Source organism: Neobacillus sp. Fa239 (genome assembly GCF_055395235.1).
On record NZ_AP041611.1, the window covers coordinates 2,491,649 to 2,508,895 of the forward strand.

The 17,247-nt window shown below is 35.4% G+C and carries 17 protein-coding genes and 2 pseudogenes; 12 read left to right on the forward strand and 7 right to left on the reverse strand.

What is annotated here, in order from left to right; genetic code table 11:
* Positions 1 to 147 precede the first annotated feature (147 nt).
* Positions 148 to 588: a MarR family winged helix-turn-helix transcriptional regulator gene (locus tag ACZ5XR_RS11975; RefSeq protein ID WP_464501870.1), complete on the forward strand. Its 441-nt coding sequence runs from the start codon at positions 148 to 150 to the stop codon at positions 586 to 588.
* Between the two features lie 550 nt (positions 589 to 1,138).
* On the opposite strand, the gene ACZ5XR_RS11980 is transcribed toward ACZ5XR_RS11975, so the two are convergent.
* A complete protein-coding gene (locus ACZ5XR_RS11980) occupies positions 1,139 to 1,699 on the reverse strand; it encodes a DUF420 domain-containing protein (protein ID WP_464501871.1) in 561 nt (186 codons plus the stop codon).
* Between the two features lie 503 nt (positions 1,700 to 2,202).
* Between ACZ5XR_RS11980 and ACZ5XR_RS11985 the strand changes: the two genes are divergently transcribed.
* The 3 genes from ACZ5XR_RS11985 to ACZ5XR_RS11995 all read left to right on the forward strand — a co-directional run bounded on the left by ACZ5XR_RS11985 (position 2,203) and on the right by ACZ5XR_RS11995 (position 4,669).
* Entirely contained in the window at positions 2,203 to 3,030 is an 828-nt protein-coding gene (locus ACZ5XR_RS11985; RefSeq protein WP_464501872.1) for a hypothetical protein, read from the forward strand.
* A gap of 170 nt (positions 3,031 to 3,200) precedes the next feature.
* Positions 3,201 to 3,443 (forward strand): hypothetical protein, encoded by a 243-nt coding sequence (locus ACZ5XR_RS11990; RefSeq protein WP_464501873.1) that lies wholly within the window; start codon positions 3,201 to 3,203, stop codon positions 3,441 to 3,443.
* A 218-nt stretch (positions 3,444 to 3,661) separates the two neighbouring features.
* Positions 3,662 to 4,669, forward strand: coding sequence for a DUF3231 family protein (locus tag ACZ5XR_RS11995; protein WP_464501874.1), 1,008 nt, complete (start codon positions 3,662 to 3,664; stop codon positions 4,667 to 4,669).
* 238 nt (positions 4,670 to 4,907) lie between these two features.
* Here the strand turns inward: ACZ5XR_RS11995 and ACZ5XR_RS12000 are convergent, their stop codons facing one another.
* On the reverse strand, positions 4,908 to 6,131 hold the full coding sequence (locus ACZ5XR_RS12000; RefSeq protein ID WP_464501875.1) for an IS110 family RNA-guided transposase: 1,224 nt from the start codon (positions 6,129 to 6,131) through the stop codon (positions 4,908 to 4,910).
* 398 nt (positions 6,132 to 6,529) lie between these two features.
* Positions 6,530 to 7,012: a CBO0543 family protein gene (locus tag ACZ5XR_RS12005; protein WP_464501876.1), complete on the reverse strand. Its 483-nt coding sequence runs from the start codon at positions 7,010 to 7,012 to the stop codon at positions 6,530 to 6,532.
* 351 nt (positions 7,013 to 7,363) lie between these two features.
* Here ACZ5XR_RS12005 and ACZ5XR_RS12010 point away from each other — a divergent pair, with 351 nt between their 5' ends.
* Together ACZ5XR_RS12010 and ACZ5XR_RS12015 are read left to right on the forward strand one after the other, a co-directional pair.
* Positions 7,364 to 7,795, forward strand: a complete 432-nt coding sequence (locus ACZ5XR_RS12010) for a CBO0543 family protein (RefSeq protein ID WP_464502291.1) — start codon at positions 7,364 to 7,366, stop codon at positions 7,793 to 7,795.
* Positions 7,796 to 7,966: 171 nt separating this feature from the next.
* On the forward strand, positions 7,967 to 8,443 hold the full coding sequence (locus ACZ5XR_RS12015; RefSeq protein ID WP_464501877.1) for a hypothetical protein: 477 nt from the start codon (positions 7,967 to 7,969) through the stop codon (positions 8,441 to 8,443).
* Positions 8,444 to 8,536: 93 nt separating this feature from the next.
* Here the strand turns inward: ACZ5XR_RS12015 and ACZ5XR_RS12020 are convergent.
* Both ACZ5XR_RS12020 and ACZ5XR_RS12025 read right to left on the reverse strand, forming a co-directional pair.
* Positions 8,537 to 9,378: pseudogene (locus ACZ5XR_RS12020) on the reverse strand (tyrosine-type recombinase/integrase).
* A 174-nt stretch (positions 9,379 to 9,552) separates the two neighbouring features.
* The gene (locus tag ACZ5XR_RS12025; RefSeq protein WP_464501878.1) at positions 9,553 to 9,699 is read right to left on the reverse strand and encodes a hypothetical protein; all 147 of its coding nucleotides are present in this window, start codon (positions 9,697 to 9,699) and stop codon (positions 9,553 to 9,555) included.
* A gap of 250 nt (positions 9,700 to 9,949) precedes the next feature.
* Here ACZ5XR_RS12025 and ACZ5XR_RS12030 point away from each other — a divergent pair, with 250 nt between their 5' ends.
* From ACZ5XR_RS12030 to ACZ5XR_RS12040, 3 genes and pseudogenes are all read left to right on the forward strand, one after another.
* The gene (locus tag ACZ5XR_RS12030; RefSeq protein WP_464501879.1) at positions 9,950 to 10,180 is read left to right on the forward strand and encodes a hypothetical protein; all 231 of its coding nucleotides are present in this window, start codon (positions 9,950 to 9,952) and stop codon (positions 10,178 to 10,180) included.
* Positions 10,181 to 11,566: 1,386 nt separating this feature from the next.
* The gene (ltrA, locus tag ACZ5XR_RS12035; RefSeq protein WP_464501880.1) at positions 11,567 to 12,889 is read left to right on the forward strand and encodes a group II intron reverse transcriptase/maturase; all 1,323 of its coding nucleotides are present in this window, start codon (positions 11,567 to 11,569) and stop codon (positions 12,887 to 12,889) included.
* A 280-nt stretch (positions 12,890 to 13,169) separates the two neighbouring features.
* Positions 13,170 to 13,550 (forward strand): annotated as a pseudogene (locus ACZ5XR_RS12040) (DUF4275 family protein).
* 98 nt (positions 13,551 to 13,648) lie between these two features.
* On the opposite strand, the gene ACZ5XR_RS12045 reads toward ACZ5XR_RS12040, so the two are convergent.
* On the reverse strand, positions 13,649 to 14,488 hold the full coding sequence (locus ACZ5XR_RS12045) for a tyrosine-type recombinase/integrase (RefSeq protein WP_464501881.1): 840 nt from the start codon (positions 14,486 to 14,488) through the stop codon (positions 13,649 to 13,651).
* Between the two features lie 177 nt (positions 14,489 to 14,665).
* Between ACZ5XR_RS12045 and ACZ5XR_RS12050 the strand changes: the two genes are divergently transcribed.
* The 3 genes from ACZ5XR_RS12050 to ACZ5XR_RS12060 all read left to right on the forward strand — a co-directional run bounded on the left by ACZ5XR_RS12050 (position 14,666) and on the right by ACZ5XR_RS12060 (position 16,654).
* Entirely contained in the window at positions 14,666 to 15,058 is a 393-nt protein-coding gene (locus tag ACZ5XR_RS12050) for a VOC family protein (RefSeq protein ID WP_464501882.1), read from the forward strand.
* 114 nt (positions 15,059 to 15,172) lie between these two features.
* Positions 15,173 to 15,340, forward strand: a complete 168-nt coding sequence (locus ACZ5XR_RS12055; protein WP_464501883.1) for a hypothetical protein — start codon at positions 15,173 to 15,175, stop codon at positions 15,338 to 15,340.
* Between the two features lie 291 nt (positions 15,341 to 15,631).
* Positions 15,632 to 16,654 carry a DUF3231 family protein gene (locus tag ACZ5XR_RS12060; protein ID WP_464501884.1) on the forward strand — a complete coding sequence of 341 codons (1,023 nt, stop codon included), beginning with the start codon at positions 15,632 to 15,634 and terminating at the stop codon, positions 16,652 to 16,654.
* 155 nt (positions 16,655 to 16,809) lie between these two features.
* Here the strand turns inward: ACZ5XR_RS12060 and ACZ5XR_RS12065 are convergent, their stop codons facing one another.
* Positions 16,810 to 17,205: a DUF3224 domain-containing protein gene (locus ACZ5XR_RS12065; protein ID WP_464501885.1), complete on the reverse strand. Its 396-nt coding sequence runs from the start codon at positions 17,203 to 17,205 to the stop codon at positions 16,810 to 16,812.
* Positions 17,206 to 17,247 lie beyond the last annotated feature (42 nt).

The following is a 17,247-nucleotide window of genomic DNA, read 5'->3' on the forward strand; positions in this document are numbered from 1 at the left end:
AATAACGCAAATTCATCTTACCTCTACTCTATAAAGAAGTCAACAATTAAATTGTAGAAAATTTAATTGTTGACAATTTAATTGTGTTTTAAAAAGACGGATTTGTGTATTATAATGATAGGTAAGCAAAAAGAAAGGGAAATAGAAATGAATAATGAAAAATTAAAGCTCGAGAACCAAATTTGTTTTAAGTTTTACACTGTAGAACGAGAGATCACAAAATTATATAGAAATTTACTGGAAGAGCTAGATGTCACATATCCTCAATACCTTGTATTGTTGGTACTATGGGAGAAAAATTCCGTTACGGTAAAGGAATTAGGTAAAAGATTATTTTTAGATTCAGGAACCTTGACTCCAATGCTGAAGCGAATGGAGGGGAATCATCTCATTGAACGCCGGCGATCTTTAGAGGATGAAAGAAGTGTCATCATTTCGCTAACAAAAAAGGGTGAGGGACTGCAAAACAAAGCAGAATGTATTCCCACAAGGTTATTAGAAACCATGTCGATGGATAGGGGTCAATTGAAAAATTTAGAACAAACTTTATCTGTCTTTTTAAATCGAATTCAGCAAACGAATCATTAACTCTAAGTAGTTCAATAAAATCCCCGTGATTGGGTATTTTTTTCTTTTCCTATTAACTGGGATGAGTTAAAAAGCAAGGCAGTTGCAACCTTTTTTTTCTAAAATTAAATGGGTTCATTGGCATTTGTTGCCCAACTCATCCGAGTTGGGCTTTTTCAATTTCCTTTACTTTTTCACAGATGTCGTCTCCATTCGCGATCACCTTCTCGAGCTCTGCACCAAATCGCATTTTTCTTTTTATTTTCCTAAATGTTTTCTCCACGTACAATATTGTGAAGAATTACACTTAAAGTAACGGGGCGCAAGAGTTCAAGATGGATCGCTGCGGCAGTCTTTTTTGCTTGTTATGTTAACGGTTGCAGTTTAGTGGAAGAAGGACAATATAGATTTAGTACAGGTATTTTCTTAGATGAAATTGTTAGCATTCAATATATTATTGTAAAAAATTAAAGGCAAAAAGCTTGGGGAATTTCCCAAGCTTTTTTGTGAGGAGATTTCTCCTTATATCAGCTATGTTTATGACAAACATGAACATATCAGAAAGTTCCTCTTAATAGTAAGGTGCCATCATTAAGTAAACGATAACGCCGGTTATACTTACATACAGCCAGATTGGCATTGCCCAGCGGACAATTTTTTTGTGTTTTGTAATTTGCATCGTCCATCCCCATACCAGAGCAAAAAGAGCAATCGGCACGATGATGGCAGCTAAAAAGCTGTGTGTAATGAGAATGATGAAATAAATCGTTCTAATGGCACCATGCCCCCCATATCTTGCTGTTTCAGGAGATATATAATGGAAGGTCAAGTATGAAATTAAAAATAAAAAAGTGGAAGAAAAAGCTGCCAGAATAAAGCCTTTATGCACATTTACATTTTTTTTCATTATTGCAATGAAAGCAGCGACTAAAAAAATGAATGTAAAGCTGTTAAAGATGGCATTCAGCCGGGGTAAAATATTTACATCCCAGGTTACTTTTCCTTTATAACCTATGTTCGTAAAGAACAGCGCCAGAATTATAATATTGGCAATGATGGAAATGGAAATAATTAGCACAGCAAAGTTTTTATTGCTTTTCTGAATGTACTGTTGATTATTCGTTTGTGTCATGGGAATCAATACCTCATTATTTTTTGTATGTAAAAACCTATATGAATTGCTTCATTCATATGTGCATTATAGTATATTAATAAATCACTGTCATTTCTTCGAGGAAAAATTCACTAATTTGTCAATCTTTTTTAGAAACTTTAATCTACTGAACCATTCTCTCCCCATTCCATCCAATGCACATCTGTGCCACTGCAATAGATTAACAAATTAAAGTTCAAAATGATTAAGTTGAAAAAGAAGAAGGGATGATTGACGGAAACTACCATGGAAGAACGGGTTAAAATTCCATCCTCTGTGGTGAAGCTGTGCTTCATGGATGGCTAACGGGGGCATGAGTTTAATATGGGACCGCTGTGGCGATCCTTTTTTCTTGTTCCGCTAACGGAGCAGGATAGTACAATAAGGATTAACTATCCTGTTGTTGAATCGATAATGGAGCAGTCAAAAAGTAAAAAGGATGGTTAGAGGTATGGTAAAAAAAACCTGATGAAGTTCATTTTATGTGTTATGGATTTCAAACACCTAAGCATGTCAATGTAGTAGAAGAATTTTTTCAAATTCTGAAAGAAACTGATGAAACATATTTGCCTAAAAAAATAAGCATTTGTGGTTCGGATAAAACTCTATACTCAGTTGAAAATGCAAAAAAATTATGGATAAAATCAAGAGAAGAAATGTCATTTTATAATATTGATTTACATCATCCTAAATATACTGGTTCAATTGAATGGGGGCTAAGAAATGATACTGCAATTTCACTTTGGATAAAAACAGATTTTATAACCAAAAAAAACGGAACAAGAAAATTTTTAGAATTGGTACAAAAGTTATTTCTTTGGTCAAATAGCGTATTTGGATTTGCTTGTCATATCTCAAAACTTTGTGGTGCACCTGGTCCAGGGCTTACTTATAAGACCTGCCTTGGTGATATAGGTTGGATGACATTATTTGGTCTACCCTATGTTAAAATGTTTGGTATAGAAGTTATTGAAACTGCTCCGTGTAAAGTTGAAGAATTTGCTGAAAATTATTTTATGCTTTTAACATCAGACGAACATGTAAGAAAGTCTCCAGAAATATTAGAAATTCAGGAAAAAGTTAAGATGCATTTAGGTGAAGATGCCTTTGATCGAAAAGACCCCCAAAAAAGAATCCTTACTATGGAAGATTTAATTGCAGGAAAGAATGTTCCAAGTACGGAAGGTTATCGCTCACCAGATTTGTCAGAGCATCTGACAGTTTCAGAGGTGAAAAGTGATGAAGGTCTTATAGCAATAGTTAATGAAGATGGTACCATAATCACACATAAAATAAATCCAGAAAAGTAATCTTCTTCACTAGCGGGGTAAGATTGTGAAGGATTACACTTAAACAAACGGGGTGCAATAGTTTAAGATCCAGCTGCCATATCATTGGTGGCTTTTTGCTATTGAACTAAAGATGCAGGATAGTTCAATAAGGATTTAGAATATAAACTGTATTGTACCTAATAAGGGGGATGGTTTTGGTGGGGCTTAAGGAGTTAATTCATTTCCTTAATAAATTAGAAGACAGCAATATATTTTATAAACTAAATAAAGTTAGAAATGAAGCCATTATGGTTGAAATTACTGTACCAGGGCAACGTTGGGAAGTTGAGTTTATGGATGATGGTACAATAGAAATTGAAAAGTTCATAAGTGATGGCGACTTTTATGATGTTAAAGAAATAGAGACACTATTTAAAGATTTCAGTGATTAGTTCAAAATTTTTTTAAGTTAACGGGTGCTTATGTTTAAGATGGGGTTGCTGCGACGGTCCCATTTTTATTGTGTTAATTGGGCAGAAATGGATAGGAAGTAATTATAAATTGTTTTAGCTTACTGTATAAAGCAGAAGGCTTTTTTAATCACATATTGTTAGAAAAGTTAGGGAATATTGTACAAAAAAGGATTGTTTGGTTAGATGGAGGTTTATTTATGGAGGAAGGCAATCATGTACAACTTACATCAGGAGAGATAACAGCTCTTTGGACATCCTATATTAATGATACTGCCATTGCTTGTCAGTTTAAATACTTTTTAACCATAGTTGAGGATGAAGAGATTAAGGCATTAGTCAAACATGCTTTTGAAATTGCTCAAGGAAATCTTAAAACACTAACTGAGATTTTCAACAAAGAAAAGTACCCAATACCTTATGGATTTAAACTTATTGAGGATGTAAATGTAAATGCTCCTAGTTTGTATTCAGACACATATTTTTTGAATTACCTCCATCAAGCATCACAAATTGCTCTGCAAGGATACAGTATCCATCTGTCAGTATCAGTTAGGGCAGATGTTTACAGTCATTTTAGTGAGTGTATTTCACAATTAATAAATTTTCTTAGGGAAGTAAAAGAGCTTTTATTATCTAAAGGTCTTTATATCAGGTCTCCTTATTTACCTATACCAGATGATATTGATTTTGTTAAAAAACAAAGTTTCCTTAAAGGCTTTTTTGGGGAAAAGAGACCATTAATAGGAACAGAAATATCAAACCTCTATGTTAATTTTCAAAGAAATGCTTTTGGAGTTGCAACCTTAATAGGATTTAGTCAAGTTGCACAGTCAAAAGAGGTAGCTAAGTTTTTATTTAGAGGTGTAGAAATTGCAAAAAAGCATTGTGATGTTTTTGGATCTATACTGAGAAAGGATTACCTTCCAGTACCTATGTCATGGGATTCAGATGTAACAGAGTCTACAGCTTATACTTTTTCAGATAAACTTATGATGTACTATACTACATCCCATATTGCCCTAAGTATTGGATTTTATGGTACAAGTATGGCGGTGAGTCCTAGAAGGGATTTAGGTCTGCATTATATAGGGCTTACTGCTGAAATAGCTTTGTATGCTGATGATGGGGCTAATATAATGATTAAAAATGGATGGCTAGAACAGCCTCCTATGGCTCCTGATAGGGATGAATTAATAAAAAAATAGAAACAATTATAATCCATATTCAAGTCCTTCTGCATAAAAACAGGAAGGGCTTATTTTATTACATTAGGACTTAAGCAACTTTCTTCCAGATATTTTGTGAAGAATTTCACTTAAACTCCCATGAAAATAAATTCTGACTTTCTAGGAAAATGGCAATACTAAAGAAGACGCAGCTCATTCGTTTTTTAAAAAAAGGGAGAGCGCCTGATTTTTGGTAATGGTTATATGTTGGATTGGATCAGGAAACTTCAGGTTCTTTTATTGATACTGTATAACCTAGACTTTCAAGTCTTCGCATGGAGTGACGAACAATAGATTGCTGTTTTTGTTTATCAAAATAATCTTCTCCTAAGTCAACATACATTTCTTTCCGAGTTAAAAGATAGTAGGAGATTCTTAACATAGCATGGGCAACGACTATGGCTGCTTTTTTGCTTCCCTTTCGTGCAGCCGTTCGTCTATACATATGACCAAGATAATTTTTAGATCCTCTGACGGATTGGGCTGCTTCAGTTAAAGCTGATTTTAAATATTTGTTTCCTTTTTTGGATTTCGCTGATTTTCTTTTTCCAGCGCTCTCATTATGTCCAGGTACTAGTCCTGCCCACGAACATAAATGAGCTGCGCTTGGAAACTGATTTTTGACGTCGGGTCCAATTTCAGCTAAGATTTGCTCAGCCATACGAGTGGCAATCCCAGGAATTGAATCTAATCGTTCAATATCTTCCTGAAATGATTTGACTCTTTCGGAAACTTCCTGATCAAGCAAATCAATTTGTTCGGTTAGAAAATCTATGTGTGTAAGAATCGTTCGAATCATCATTCGTTGATGAGGACGGACATAGCCTTTAAGAGCGAGTTCAAGATCGTCTTTCTTTTTCTTTAAGGTTCGTCGAGCAAGACTAGCTAGTTTAACAGGATCATCTTCACCATTTCCAATGGCTCGAAGCATATCTTTAGAGGAAACACCCATAATTTCAGATACCACAGAAGCAAGTTTAATATTAGCACCCTCTAGAACCTTCTGAATTCTATTATGTTGTCTAGCACGTTCTTCGATAATACTCCGACGATACCGAACCAATTCTCGTAGCTCTCGCTGATTTCGATCTGGAATGAAGCTAGCTTTAAGTAATCCGTGACGAAGAAGCTTGGCAATCCATTCAGCGTCTTTTACATCTGTTTTACGTCCTGGAACTGCCTTCATATGTTGTGCATTCACAACTAAAAACACAATGTCTTCGGCTTCAAGAATATTAACAATCGGTTTCCAAAAAACACCTGTGCTTTCCATTGCCACATGAGTACATCCATGTTCTTTAATCCAATCAATCATTTTTAATAGAAAAACAGTTTTGGTTGAAAATGTTTGAATCTCCTTTCCTTTTGGTGTGATAATACATGCAGTAATACTATCTTTATGGACATCCATACCGCATGCACGTTCAATGATGACTTCCATTGAGAACATCCTTTCTACGGCAAATATAAATGGAGGCTGGTGCAATAACCAGAACAGGATTAATCTCCCATAAGTGCTTCCCGTAAGGGAGCGACAGTCTGTGATGCACCGTGGTCGTTGGAGTCAGACTAACGGATGGGCTCTAATGGCACCATAGCTTATCGACCTTCTTCTCCCAGCCGTAGTTGCAGTATTGACGGTTATAGTTCATTTTCATTCGCTGTGGTGCAGCGCGTTTTTTGCGCTGCATGGTTGGCTAATGGGGGCATTACTGAAAAAAAGGTAATGCTTTTTCTTATTGAAGTAACGTGCAGATTAGTTCAACAAGACTAAAGTCGTTTTTGACTCTTATCGTGTATTTAAATTAAGGCAAAAAGAGGCAGTCTACCTGCCCCTTTTTATTCATGAAATTTAGTTTTAAAAAACCAGTTGTGAAAAGCTTGTGTTAAGTAATCAGTTATCCAAATTGTTATAAAACTCCAATACCAAGTCCATTTTTTATATTTAATTAATTTTGTATATTTCACTGCAATTATTTCAAAGATGACTATTACAGAAGTACTAATACAGTAATGAAGGGTTTTTATAAGGTTAGATTTATTTTTTGGATAGTACAAACTAAATAAGGCGCACAGTCCAGGATATATAAAGTATTCAAATGAAAAAGAAGCTTTATTTGCTTTTTTGAAAAAGAAGCGAAATGGATAGGAAATTAAGTTTTTTTCTACAACTAGTAATCCAAAAATCCATGTTAGTGCTTGTTTAAATAAAAATACGACTAGTGATTCACGAATTTTATTTTTTGGTGTTAATTTTATTAATAATAATGACACAATTATGCAGGATGAAATTTCGATCGTTTTCTCTGCTTTGTATTTCATTAATTATCCTCCTTTATTAAATAGTCTTTTACTTCTTGAATTGATTAATGCAATTCTAATTTGAGGATAAAATTATCATTCGACCAATGCAGGAATAACATAAAGTGTATATATTCACAATACAATACGATGATTTTAAGCAATAAAAGTCTGTTGCTTATTTAAGTAACGGGGGCTTATGTTGAAGATGGTTACTGCGGCAGCCTTTTTTTTGTGCTAACGTTCTGGATAGTTGAACAAGACAAGAGTGAACCATTAATACATTCAAAAAATGAGGGATAAAATATAGAAATGGAAATTCAAAGTTGTTAGGGGTAAATTATAGTGACATTTCTCATAATTTCAGTTATTGTGTTTAATCTTATTGCAATATTTATACCAAAACTCTTATCTGGTATTGAAATTCTAACCACCACCTTGTTTTCCACAGTTTTACAAATGACAGCAGATATCCTTTTTAGCTTAAATTATGACTTGTATGGGTATTTTAACAAAGGTCCTGAGTTGAAAACTTTTATTTTCGTCTTTGGTATTTATCCAGCCGTTAGTATAGTATTTTTAAATATGTTTCCTTTCAAAAAGAAGATGTTTAGTAAGGTTATTTATATTTCTTGTTGGTCAATCTTTGCTAATATATACGAATTACTATTCCGATGGAGTGGAACCTTCTACTATAGCGGTTGGAAATTTTGGCATTCAATTATAGCTTACCCTGTACTTTTTATAATTTTAATTTGCTTTTATAAATACGTTCATTATCTTTCAAGAAAGAATCAAAAATAAATATTGTGAACTAATTCACTTAAAGTAACGGGTGCAAGAGTTAAATATGGGACCGCTGCGGCGATCCTTTTTTCTTGTTCCGCTAACGAAGCAGGATAGATGAATAAGTGATAATAAAAAAGCTAAGCCTGAGGAATGATAAAAAAAACATTCCGGAGGAAGTTGGTTGAGATGAATAAAAAGAAAGCATTTTCGTTATCTATGATAATCATTCCATGGCTTTCTGTTCTGTTTATGGATAAAAAATCACTTGTAAGGTATTTACCCGTAGCAAGTTTTATTAACTTATTTTTAAGTGTCTTTAGTGTCATCGGAAATAAGAGAAGATGGTGGATAAATAAAAATCCACTTTCCCCTGGTAATGTAGATTTCTCATACATATTAGGACCATATTTTGTAGCAACGCTATGGATTTTTAAACTAGCTTACGGTAATTTCCCAAAATACCTCGTTACCAATGCCATTGCGAATATTTTTAATGCTTTTATACTTGGTTCTATGTGGGAAAAATTTGATATATTTAAATTTAAAAAAATAAATCATACCATTTGGTATTTTATTTGTGTATTATTATCAATTTTTATCTATGGCTATCAATACATTGTGGAAAAAATAATTACAAATGAAAATAAGATAAAATCAGTGTAAATTGTTTTTCTACTTAGTTGTTCAAAGCAGTATTGTTAAATGTATTCTTTATTCAATTAACGGGTGCAAGAGTGTAATAAAGCAACGCTGTCGCTAAAAATACTTCCTATATAATTCAAGCCTGATGCTTCCACTCAGTTGGGCATATATCCGGGTCGTTTCGCTTTTTTCATGCCCTAATAAGCTTTGAATAACATCAAGCGGTGCTCCATTATTCAAAAGATGAGTTGCATAGCTGTGACGAAGTTGGTGCGGATGAATGTCCTTGTTAATGCCAGCGCGGTTGGAAATCCGCTTAATAATGTACCGCATCTGGGCAATGCTCATTCGATGGGGATCGCGTTCCGTGACAAAAATAGCAGGATCCTGGTCTACACGATTATCCAGGTACCTTTTTAACCAGATTTCGCAGCGGATATTAAAGTAGACTTCCCGCTCCTTATCACCTTTACCTCTTATAACGACTGAACGGTTAGACCAATTAATTCTGTTTCTATCTAAGGTGACAATCTCCCCGAATCGGCATCCGGTGGAGAACATAAATTTAAACAGTGCATTTTCAATTGGGTTACTGCAGGCTTCCCGTAAATGCTCGATTTCCATTTCGGTCAAAAATTTGGGGATTCGTTTTCCAGCTTTAGGCTCTTTTATTTTAGCTGCGGGGTTTTTGGGAATATGTCCTTCTTCATGTGACCATCGAAACAATGATTTCATAAAACGAATCCGATGAGCTAAACTGGCAGGTTTAAGGCTTTCACTTGATTTGGCTAAGTATGCTTTTAATTGATCCGTAGTGATTGTATCAAGTTGAACATCTTTAATAAAGCGTATAAGTAAGGCGGATTGTAGTTCTGATAGGCTTTTAATGTTTGCGGCGAAAATCCTTCAATTCGTTTATCAGCTTCATATCTTTCCCATGCTTTAGATAATAACAATTTCATCTCTCCCGTAAATTTCTTTTTTACAGGAATTGTTGATCTGAATGACGGAATTAAAACAGCAGTTGTTATTATGCTAAAGGGGCAGTATCGTGAAAAAAGAAGCTGCCACGCTGGCAGCCTAATAAAGTTATATTTCACCTATAGTATTCTTAATACCCCTTCGGTATATTACATACTTTTACTATTTGGTTGCTGTATAGATACTTGTTTTGGTCGTTCTGGATATGGTCTCTTTCCCTCATCGTCAGGACCAGTCAGGTCATTTCTTTCATCTAAGACTTTCCCCGTATACTCAACAGGATTTCTATTTTCCATTATTTTCACCTCAATAAATAGGATGGATTAAATACAAAAATCAATAACAGGTAATTTCTTCATAAAAAAGAACCTATATCATTCGACTATTTATACTTAATGGCATATAAGGAGGGGTCAATAAAGAAAGATCGCCTTTTCCTTATTCAAGTAAAGAGCAGTTTAGTTGTATAAGATTTCCCTTATTTAATGTAAGAAAATATTATAAAATTAAATGAAAGAAGCAGTGTATCTTAGGGGGATATAATAAGTGGGGATAATGATTTTGAAATCTGTTAGTTTAATATTACTTATTATTTTTGGTGCTTTGTCTATTTATGAAGGCATAAAAACTTATAAACACTTCAATCAAGTTTTTAAAGAGTCAAAGGTTAATAAAGTGTTAAAGGCGGATTATTATTTGAAAGCTAAAAAAATGTATTTGTATTATGCCATTACTATTTTAATTGGATTTATATATGGAATCTTAAAAAAATATTAGAACACTATTCAACTAACGGGTGCTTGTGCGGCCGAGCATAGGTCGTATCATATAACGGGTGGGATTCCCGTCGAGTAAGAACTAGCCATTCGCTCGTAGCGAGTCTTGGAGGGCTAAAGGTAACTTTAGTCTTTAAGCGTAGACAGTTAGGTGGAGCAGCCGTCAAGGCTGAGAATCTTATGGAGTGAAAGTCTCCTGTCATCAATTGACCGATTCGGATGACTAGCATATCCAATGCGTGGGGAGGTAACGAACTACGTTCTGCTTGGAAGTAAAAGTCACGGCGGCCTATTCTACACAGAGAGAAAAAGGTCGGAACAGTCTGTGTGGCGAGCAAACACAGAGGCCAGAAGGATTTAACGAATACTGCAATCCCGAAATCTACGCCCCTCTAAGAAACTGTTCGAGGGATGTTTTGCATAGCGTCGACCTTTGCCTAACGGGGGAAGACCGATGTCTTACGGGAAGAAACGGTCAAATGCACCGTAAGAGCAGCCGGGGTATGGGTTCTGGCATCTGTGGAAAGATTCTCAGAGATAACGACGGGAAGGTCCTACTTCAAATTGGGAAGGTACTAACCAATAAAGACCTATCATATAAGAGGCTAATAGAAAATGGTAGGATGATTTAGGACTGGCGCATGAGGTCGTAGTAGCGATGAGGGAAGGGTAATGCCTTCTTAAGTGTAAGAAAATTGCACTTCCATCAAGGTAACACCTATGTTGGAGCGAAGGACCTCTGGGCACTTGGGCAGTCAGAACTTCAAAGACACTGAGCTTTTATTATTTGTTCATAGACTAGCATACAAGTAAACCAATAGTTGATGGGGGAATATGTGTACCAACATTTAACCCTGCGGTTATTTGGGAAGGCGAGTATGTGATGCAGTCCAAGGTCAGAACCGGACTCGGGAAATCCGACCGTCCGGGATCGTAGGGGGGCTACAAGAAACGTGAATCTATAAATATTGATTGCGCGCGCTTGTTTTCTACCCGACAGCGGGCCGAAAGCCAAATGGTTGAAGGGATTGAGCTCCATAATGTTAGTAAATCGAGAGGGCTGATGCCTTAAGCACAGCAGAAAGCTACATTTTATCGTTCGTTAGGGACGAGAAGGATAAAACCTCTCTGGAGTCAGAGACCTTGGCACGTTATACATTGATATGATACGGCAACTCGGGAGACCCTACCGGTCTTTTCTTTTTTTTTTTTTTAGAAGAGTATGGTCAACAAGCGATAATAAGCAAGGAAACCAAATGCCGATGTAGGGAGTCGGATAGCAGAGTAGTACCAATGAAGTTGGGTAATGCCGATGGAGGAAAGGCTAGCTACCAGTTATCACCCTTACTAGGGACACATTTACTACACATAGAGGTAGGTATAATAAATGGAAACAAAACTACTAAGGATAGCAGAATTAGCAAAATCTGATTCTAAAATGAAATTTTCATCTCTTGCACATCTATTAAATAAGGAAGCATTGGTTCAATGTCACCTCGAACTACCCAATAAGAAGGCAACAGGTATTAACGGTACAACCAAAGAGCAATACGGTGAAAGCTTAGAAGAAAATATAGAGGATTTAGTAAGTAGGCTTAAAAGCAAAAGCTATCGTCCTGTTCCAGTAAGGAGAATGTATATTCCAAAGCTCAATTCAAACAAGAAAAGACCATTGGGAATACCGGAACATGAAGATAAAATTGTTCAAAGAGGCATTACAAAGATACTAAATACAATTTATGAAAATGACTTTCTAGACTGTTCCTTTGGATTCCGCCCAAATCGTAACTGCCATGATGCTTTGAAAATACTGAACTTCTATATTGAAAAGAGGTCAGTAAATTATGTAGTAGATGTAGATATTAAAGGATTCTTCGATAACGTTGACCACATATGGATGATGGAGTTCTTAAAACTGCGAATCACTGATCCGACCTTACTGAGAATAATTGGTAGGTTTCTTAAAGGTGGATACATGGAGGAAGGTAAGAAATATCAAACAGATAATGGCACACCGCAAGGTGGAGTAATATCTCCGATATTAGCCAATGTATACCTCCACTACGTTCTCGACCTGTGGTTTGAGAAAAGGGTCAGGAGACAGTGCAAGGGACAAGCATACATAGTACGATATGCAGATGACTTTGTTTGTTGTTTCCAATCTAAAAGTGAAGCCCAGCAATTCTTCCAATCTCTAAAGTTGAGATTAAAGAAATTTAATTTAGAAATAGCTGAGGATAAAACCAAAATTATTCCCTTCGGGCGGTTTGCGGAGCAAAATGCAAATCAACAAGGGAGAAATAAACCAGCAACCTTTGATTTTCTTGGGTTTACTCACTATTGTGGGAAAAGTAAACAAGGGAAATTTCGTGTGAAACGGAAATCAAGCAGAAAGAAAGTACAAGCTAAACTAAAAGAGACGAAAGAATGGCTGAAGAGTAATAGAAGTAAAGATATTCATTTGATTATGGATAGATTTAAACGCTCACTTATAGGTTATTACAACTATTATTGCATTACTGATAATACCCAAAATGTTAACAACTTCAAAGATAAAATCGAAAAGTTTAAATGGCTCAATAGAAGAAGCCAAAGGAAATCCTTTAAATGGGATAAATTCAGTCTATTTCTTAATAAATATCCACTTCCATCACCAAGATTAAAAGTGAATATATACGATTTAAGAAAAGAGATTAGCTACATTCTGTAAATGATAACTAGGAGGAGCCGTGTGCGTTAATAGCGCAAGCACGGTTCTGTGAGGGGGGTGGAATCCAATCTACCGTAAGGTAGAAAGGCTCCCTTCTACTCGACGTGTTTAAGATCGAGATTGCTGCGGCAATCTCTTTTTCTTTTTGGACTAACGAGTGCAGTTTAGCCCAATTAAGATTAAGAAGGAAATTTAATATAAAAAGTTGAATATTATTATTTTGACTTATTTATGGTGGAAAGAGGCTAAAAATGCGAAATAAAGAATTGAAATACTTAAAATACCGAAGTGGGGACAATATTTACGCCAGCAGTGGCGTGAATGTTTTGCAAGTCATCTTTCAAATGAAGAACAAAAATCGATTTATATGGACTCGTTACTGTGGCACCTATGTAGTTGGGAAAAGGTAAAATGCCTTGAAAAGGACAAAGCAATAAAAGCTTTTGAAAATCAATTGAAGAAAAAATGTACTATATTTTATCAATATACCGATGAAGCTTATTTAGTTGAAAATGCTAAAACCCTTACAATTTAAGATTTACCATATCAGGATAATCACATGGATTATAGTGATATTTATATTATGGATTGGAATAATAAATGGACGTTTATTATGACCCATGAACCAGATTTTGGACCATATTTTGTAAAGAAAGCCTAGACAGAACATTATGTAATATATTTCACTTAATGTAGTAACGGGTGAGAGAATTAAAGAAAGAGCAATGCTTTTTAATGCATTGCCTTTATGAGTTCAATTTAAAAATACTTGCAATAAAGTTCTCGCCTTAAACTCCCACTTAACTGTGCATATATCCTTGTAGTCTCACTTTTCTCATGACCTATTAAGCTCTGGATCACTTCAAGAGGTGCACCATTATTTAGCATATGAGTGGCATAACTGTGCCTTAGCTGGTGCGGATGAATCGATTTATTGATCCGTGCCCGATTCGAAATTCGTTTGATGATATATCTCATCTGGGCAATACTCATTCGATGAGGATACCGTTCTGTAACAAAAATGGCTGCATCGCCATCCTGGCGTTGATCAAGGTATCGTTTAAGCCAAATTTCGCAGCGGATGTTAAAATACACTTCCCTTTCCTTATCCCCTTTTCTTCTCACAATAGCAGAACGGTAAGACCAATTAATTCTACTCTTCTCTAAGGAAACAATTTCTCCTATACGGCACCCAGTGGAAAACATGAATTCAAACAAAGCCTTCTCCAATGGGCTGGTGCAGGCTTCACGTAAATGTTCAATTTCAAATTCTGTTAGAAACTTTGGAATTCGTTTCCCTGCTTTAGGTTCCTTTATTTTGGCGGCGGGATTTTTTGAAATATGACCCTCCTCATGTGACCAACGAAATAATGATTTCATAAAACGTATTCGGTGAGCCACACTTGAAGGTTTTAAGGTTTCGCTTGACTTTGCAAGGTATTCTTTAAGTTGAGCTGTAGTTATAGTATTAAGTTTAACATCCTTAAAATATCTAATAAGTAATGTGGCTTGGAGTTTATATGCTTTTAATGTTTGTGGCGAAAATCCTTCAATTTGTTTATCCGATTCATATGTTTCCCATGCCTTTGACAATAACAAAATACATCTCTCCCTAAATTTTCTTTTTTACAGGAATTATTGACTTCATTCTCGAAATTGAAACGGGAGATTCTATTCAACTATCGTGGCAGAATAGTTGAAGAAGGATTATATACATAGCTTAGAGAATACAAAAATTGTTATTTGTAATTACGATTTTTATGGAGGAGTTAATAAATGAGCAGAGAAATTGCTAGTGCAATCCCGATGTTAGCAGTGAATGATGCTAAAAATGCAATAGAGTTTTATAAAAATGTCTTTCGTGCCGTGGAAGTAACTAGAATGGTCAATAGCGATGGGAAAGTTGAGCATTCAGAAATTAAAGTTGGAAATGCACGCATTATGATAGCGGATGAATTTCTTGGACACAACAAAGCGGCAAAATCGCTTGGCGGTACACCTGTAATCATTTATTTATATGTTGATAATGTAGATGATGTTGTTGAAAAAGCAGTGAGTTCAGGTTCTACTGCCTTAAGGACGATTCAGGACTTACCACATGGAGACCGTGTAGGAAAAATTGAAGATCCATTCGGGCATGTTTGGATGGTTGCTACGCCAATAAAGTAAAATGGAATGTTTACTTTGTGTAGAAATACACTTAAATAAACGGGCAGTTATGCGACACATCCAGCATGTGCCTGATAGGTAGAGCGACGGTATACATCTGTGGGGGGGAGTAAAATGACAGGGAACCTGTTCCGTGTGCTGTTCATCGTGGTGATGATTGCCGTTATCGTGAGTGTCGATGTACTGTTCTTAAGACATCATTTCACTGCACGGTTAATTGTCAACATCGGTATAGTCGTGGTGTTTGTCATCGTCTATTTCATCTCTTTCAAGAAATCGTAAGCAAAGCGCGGTAGAATGAGCATCCCTGTCGGATGTCTTCATCGAATGCCCCCAATAGGACGTCTAAAGTTTATGAGAAATTTTAGTAGATCTCGCCTGATTGCTATAGCACATTCGGGGGCAATAGCTACAATAAAGCTGTCATTACCAGCAGCTTTTTTTGTTGTGCTAACGGGGCAGGTTAGTGGAATAAAGATAAATCCAAACATCAAATTCCAAAAATTTCAAAATCACTCATAAATTGGGGAGCTTAGGAAGATAATATAACCAAAATATTTTGGGGGACTTGCTATGGAAGAAGAAAAAAATGATATTAAAATTAATTTAACTTCAGCTGAAATCGCATCGCTCTGGAGTACGTATATGAGCGATAGTGCGGCTGTTTGCATTTTCGAACATTTTCTTGAAACTATTGAGGATAGCGATGCTAGAGGAGAGATTGAATTTGCAATAAATATTTCAAGAAGACATATTGATAAAATTAGAGGAATTTTCTCATTAGAGAATTATTTCGTCCCAATCGGTTTCAGTATAGAACAGGATGTAATTAAAAAAACACCTCGCCTTTTTTCGGATATTTTTTATCTATACTTTTTACTAAATATGGGGGCAGGGGGCTTGGCAAACTACGGAATGGCTTTACAATTAAGTACACGGAAAGATACCGTAGATTTTTTCAGCAAGGCAATTTATGAATCAGTTGAATTGAAACAAAGAGTTACTAATGTAATGCTAAATAAAGGTATATATATTAAACCACCATATTTAGATTATGAAAATGAAAAACCAATGTTTGTTGAAAAAGAGAGTTTTTTAAGAGGTTGGTTTGGGGAAAGAAGAACATTAACGTCCCAAGAAGTTTCTCATTTATATTTAAATTTGTATAATAATCAACTAGGAATGACTATTTTAATCGGTTTCAGTCAAGTTGCTCATACACCTGAAATAAGAAACTATTTTATTAAGGGACAGGAAATAGCGAGAAAATTTATTAATATTTTAAACAATGTTCTTACAGAAAGTAGTATCCCTGCTCCTAAGGCTTGGGGTACAGAAGTAACAAAATCTACATCGCCGCCATACTCCGAAAAATTAATGATGTTCTTAGTAGGAGCAATATCTGCCATTGGCATTGCTAATTATGGGGGTTCTATGTCATTGACTTTAAGACACGATCTTCCGTTAAAATATGCTAAGATGCTTGCTGAGTCCGGCTCCTATGCAGAAGATGGTGCGAGTATTATGATAAATAACGGTTGGTTTGAACGACCTCCTCAAAGTATTAATAGAAGAAAATTAAACAATACTCAATAAAAAAGTTATCTTGTTCAACTAACGGGTGCTTGAGTTTATGAAGGAATACTGTGGCGATCCTTTTTTCTTCTTCAACTAAATGGCAGGAGTTGAAGAAAATCTTTTGACCAAAAGGACATTCCTGGTAGTACAGAAATGCCCTTTTTACTGTTTTGTTAGAATTTAAAGTCTAGAATCATCTTACTGGTTTCACCTGTAAACTTATAGTTATAAGACCCTATCAAGCTTTCTAATTCACCGGTAGCTTTGATGATTGTTGCTGGAGAATCTAGATTTCCTTTATCAAATATCCCTTGCTCTAAAGCGGTAAATGTTCCATGTTTTCCCTTGTAAGTTCCTTCAAAATGCAGAAATCCGGAAATTTTAGAAGTGGCTAAGTGACCATCATCTATAGTAGAGTCTATATAAAATAATAAATATTCAACAAAAGCTTTTCCTGTTAATTCACCATTAATATCATATTCTACATGGGCAATATTAATAGGGAATTCCTTTCTAGTGTCGTCTACTGGCTTTTCATCCCATTTGCTTACTGAAAATGTTACCTCCATGGTAAATCTCTCCCTACATTATTAAATAGTAATTCACCTCCA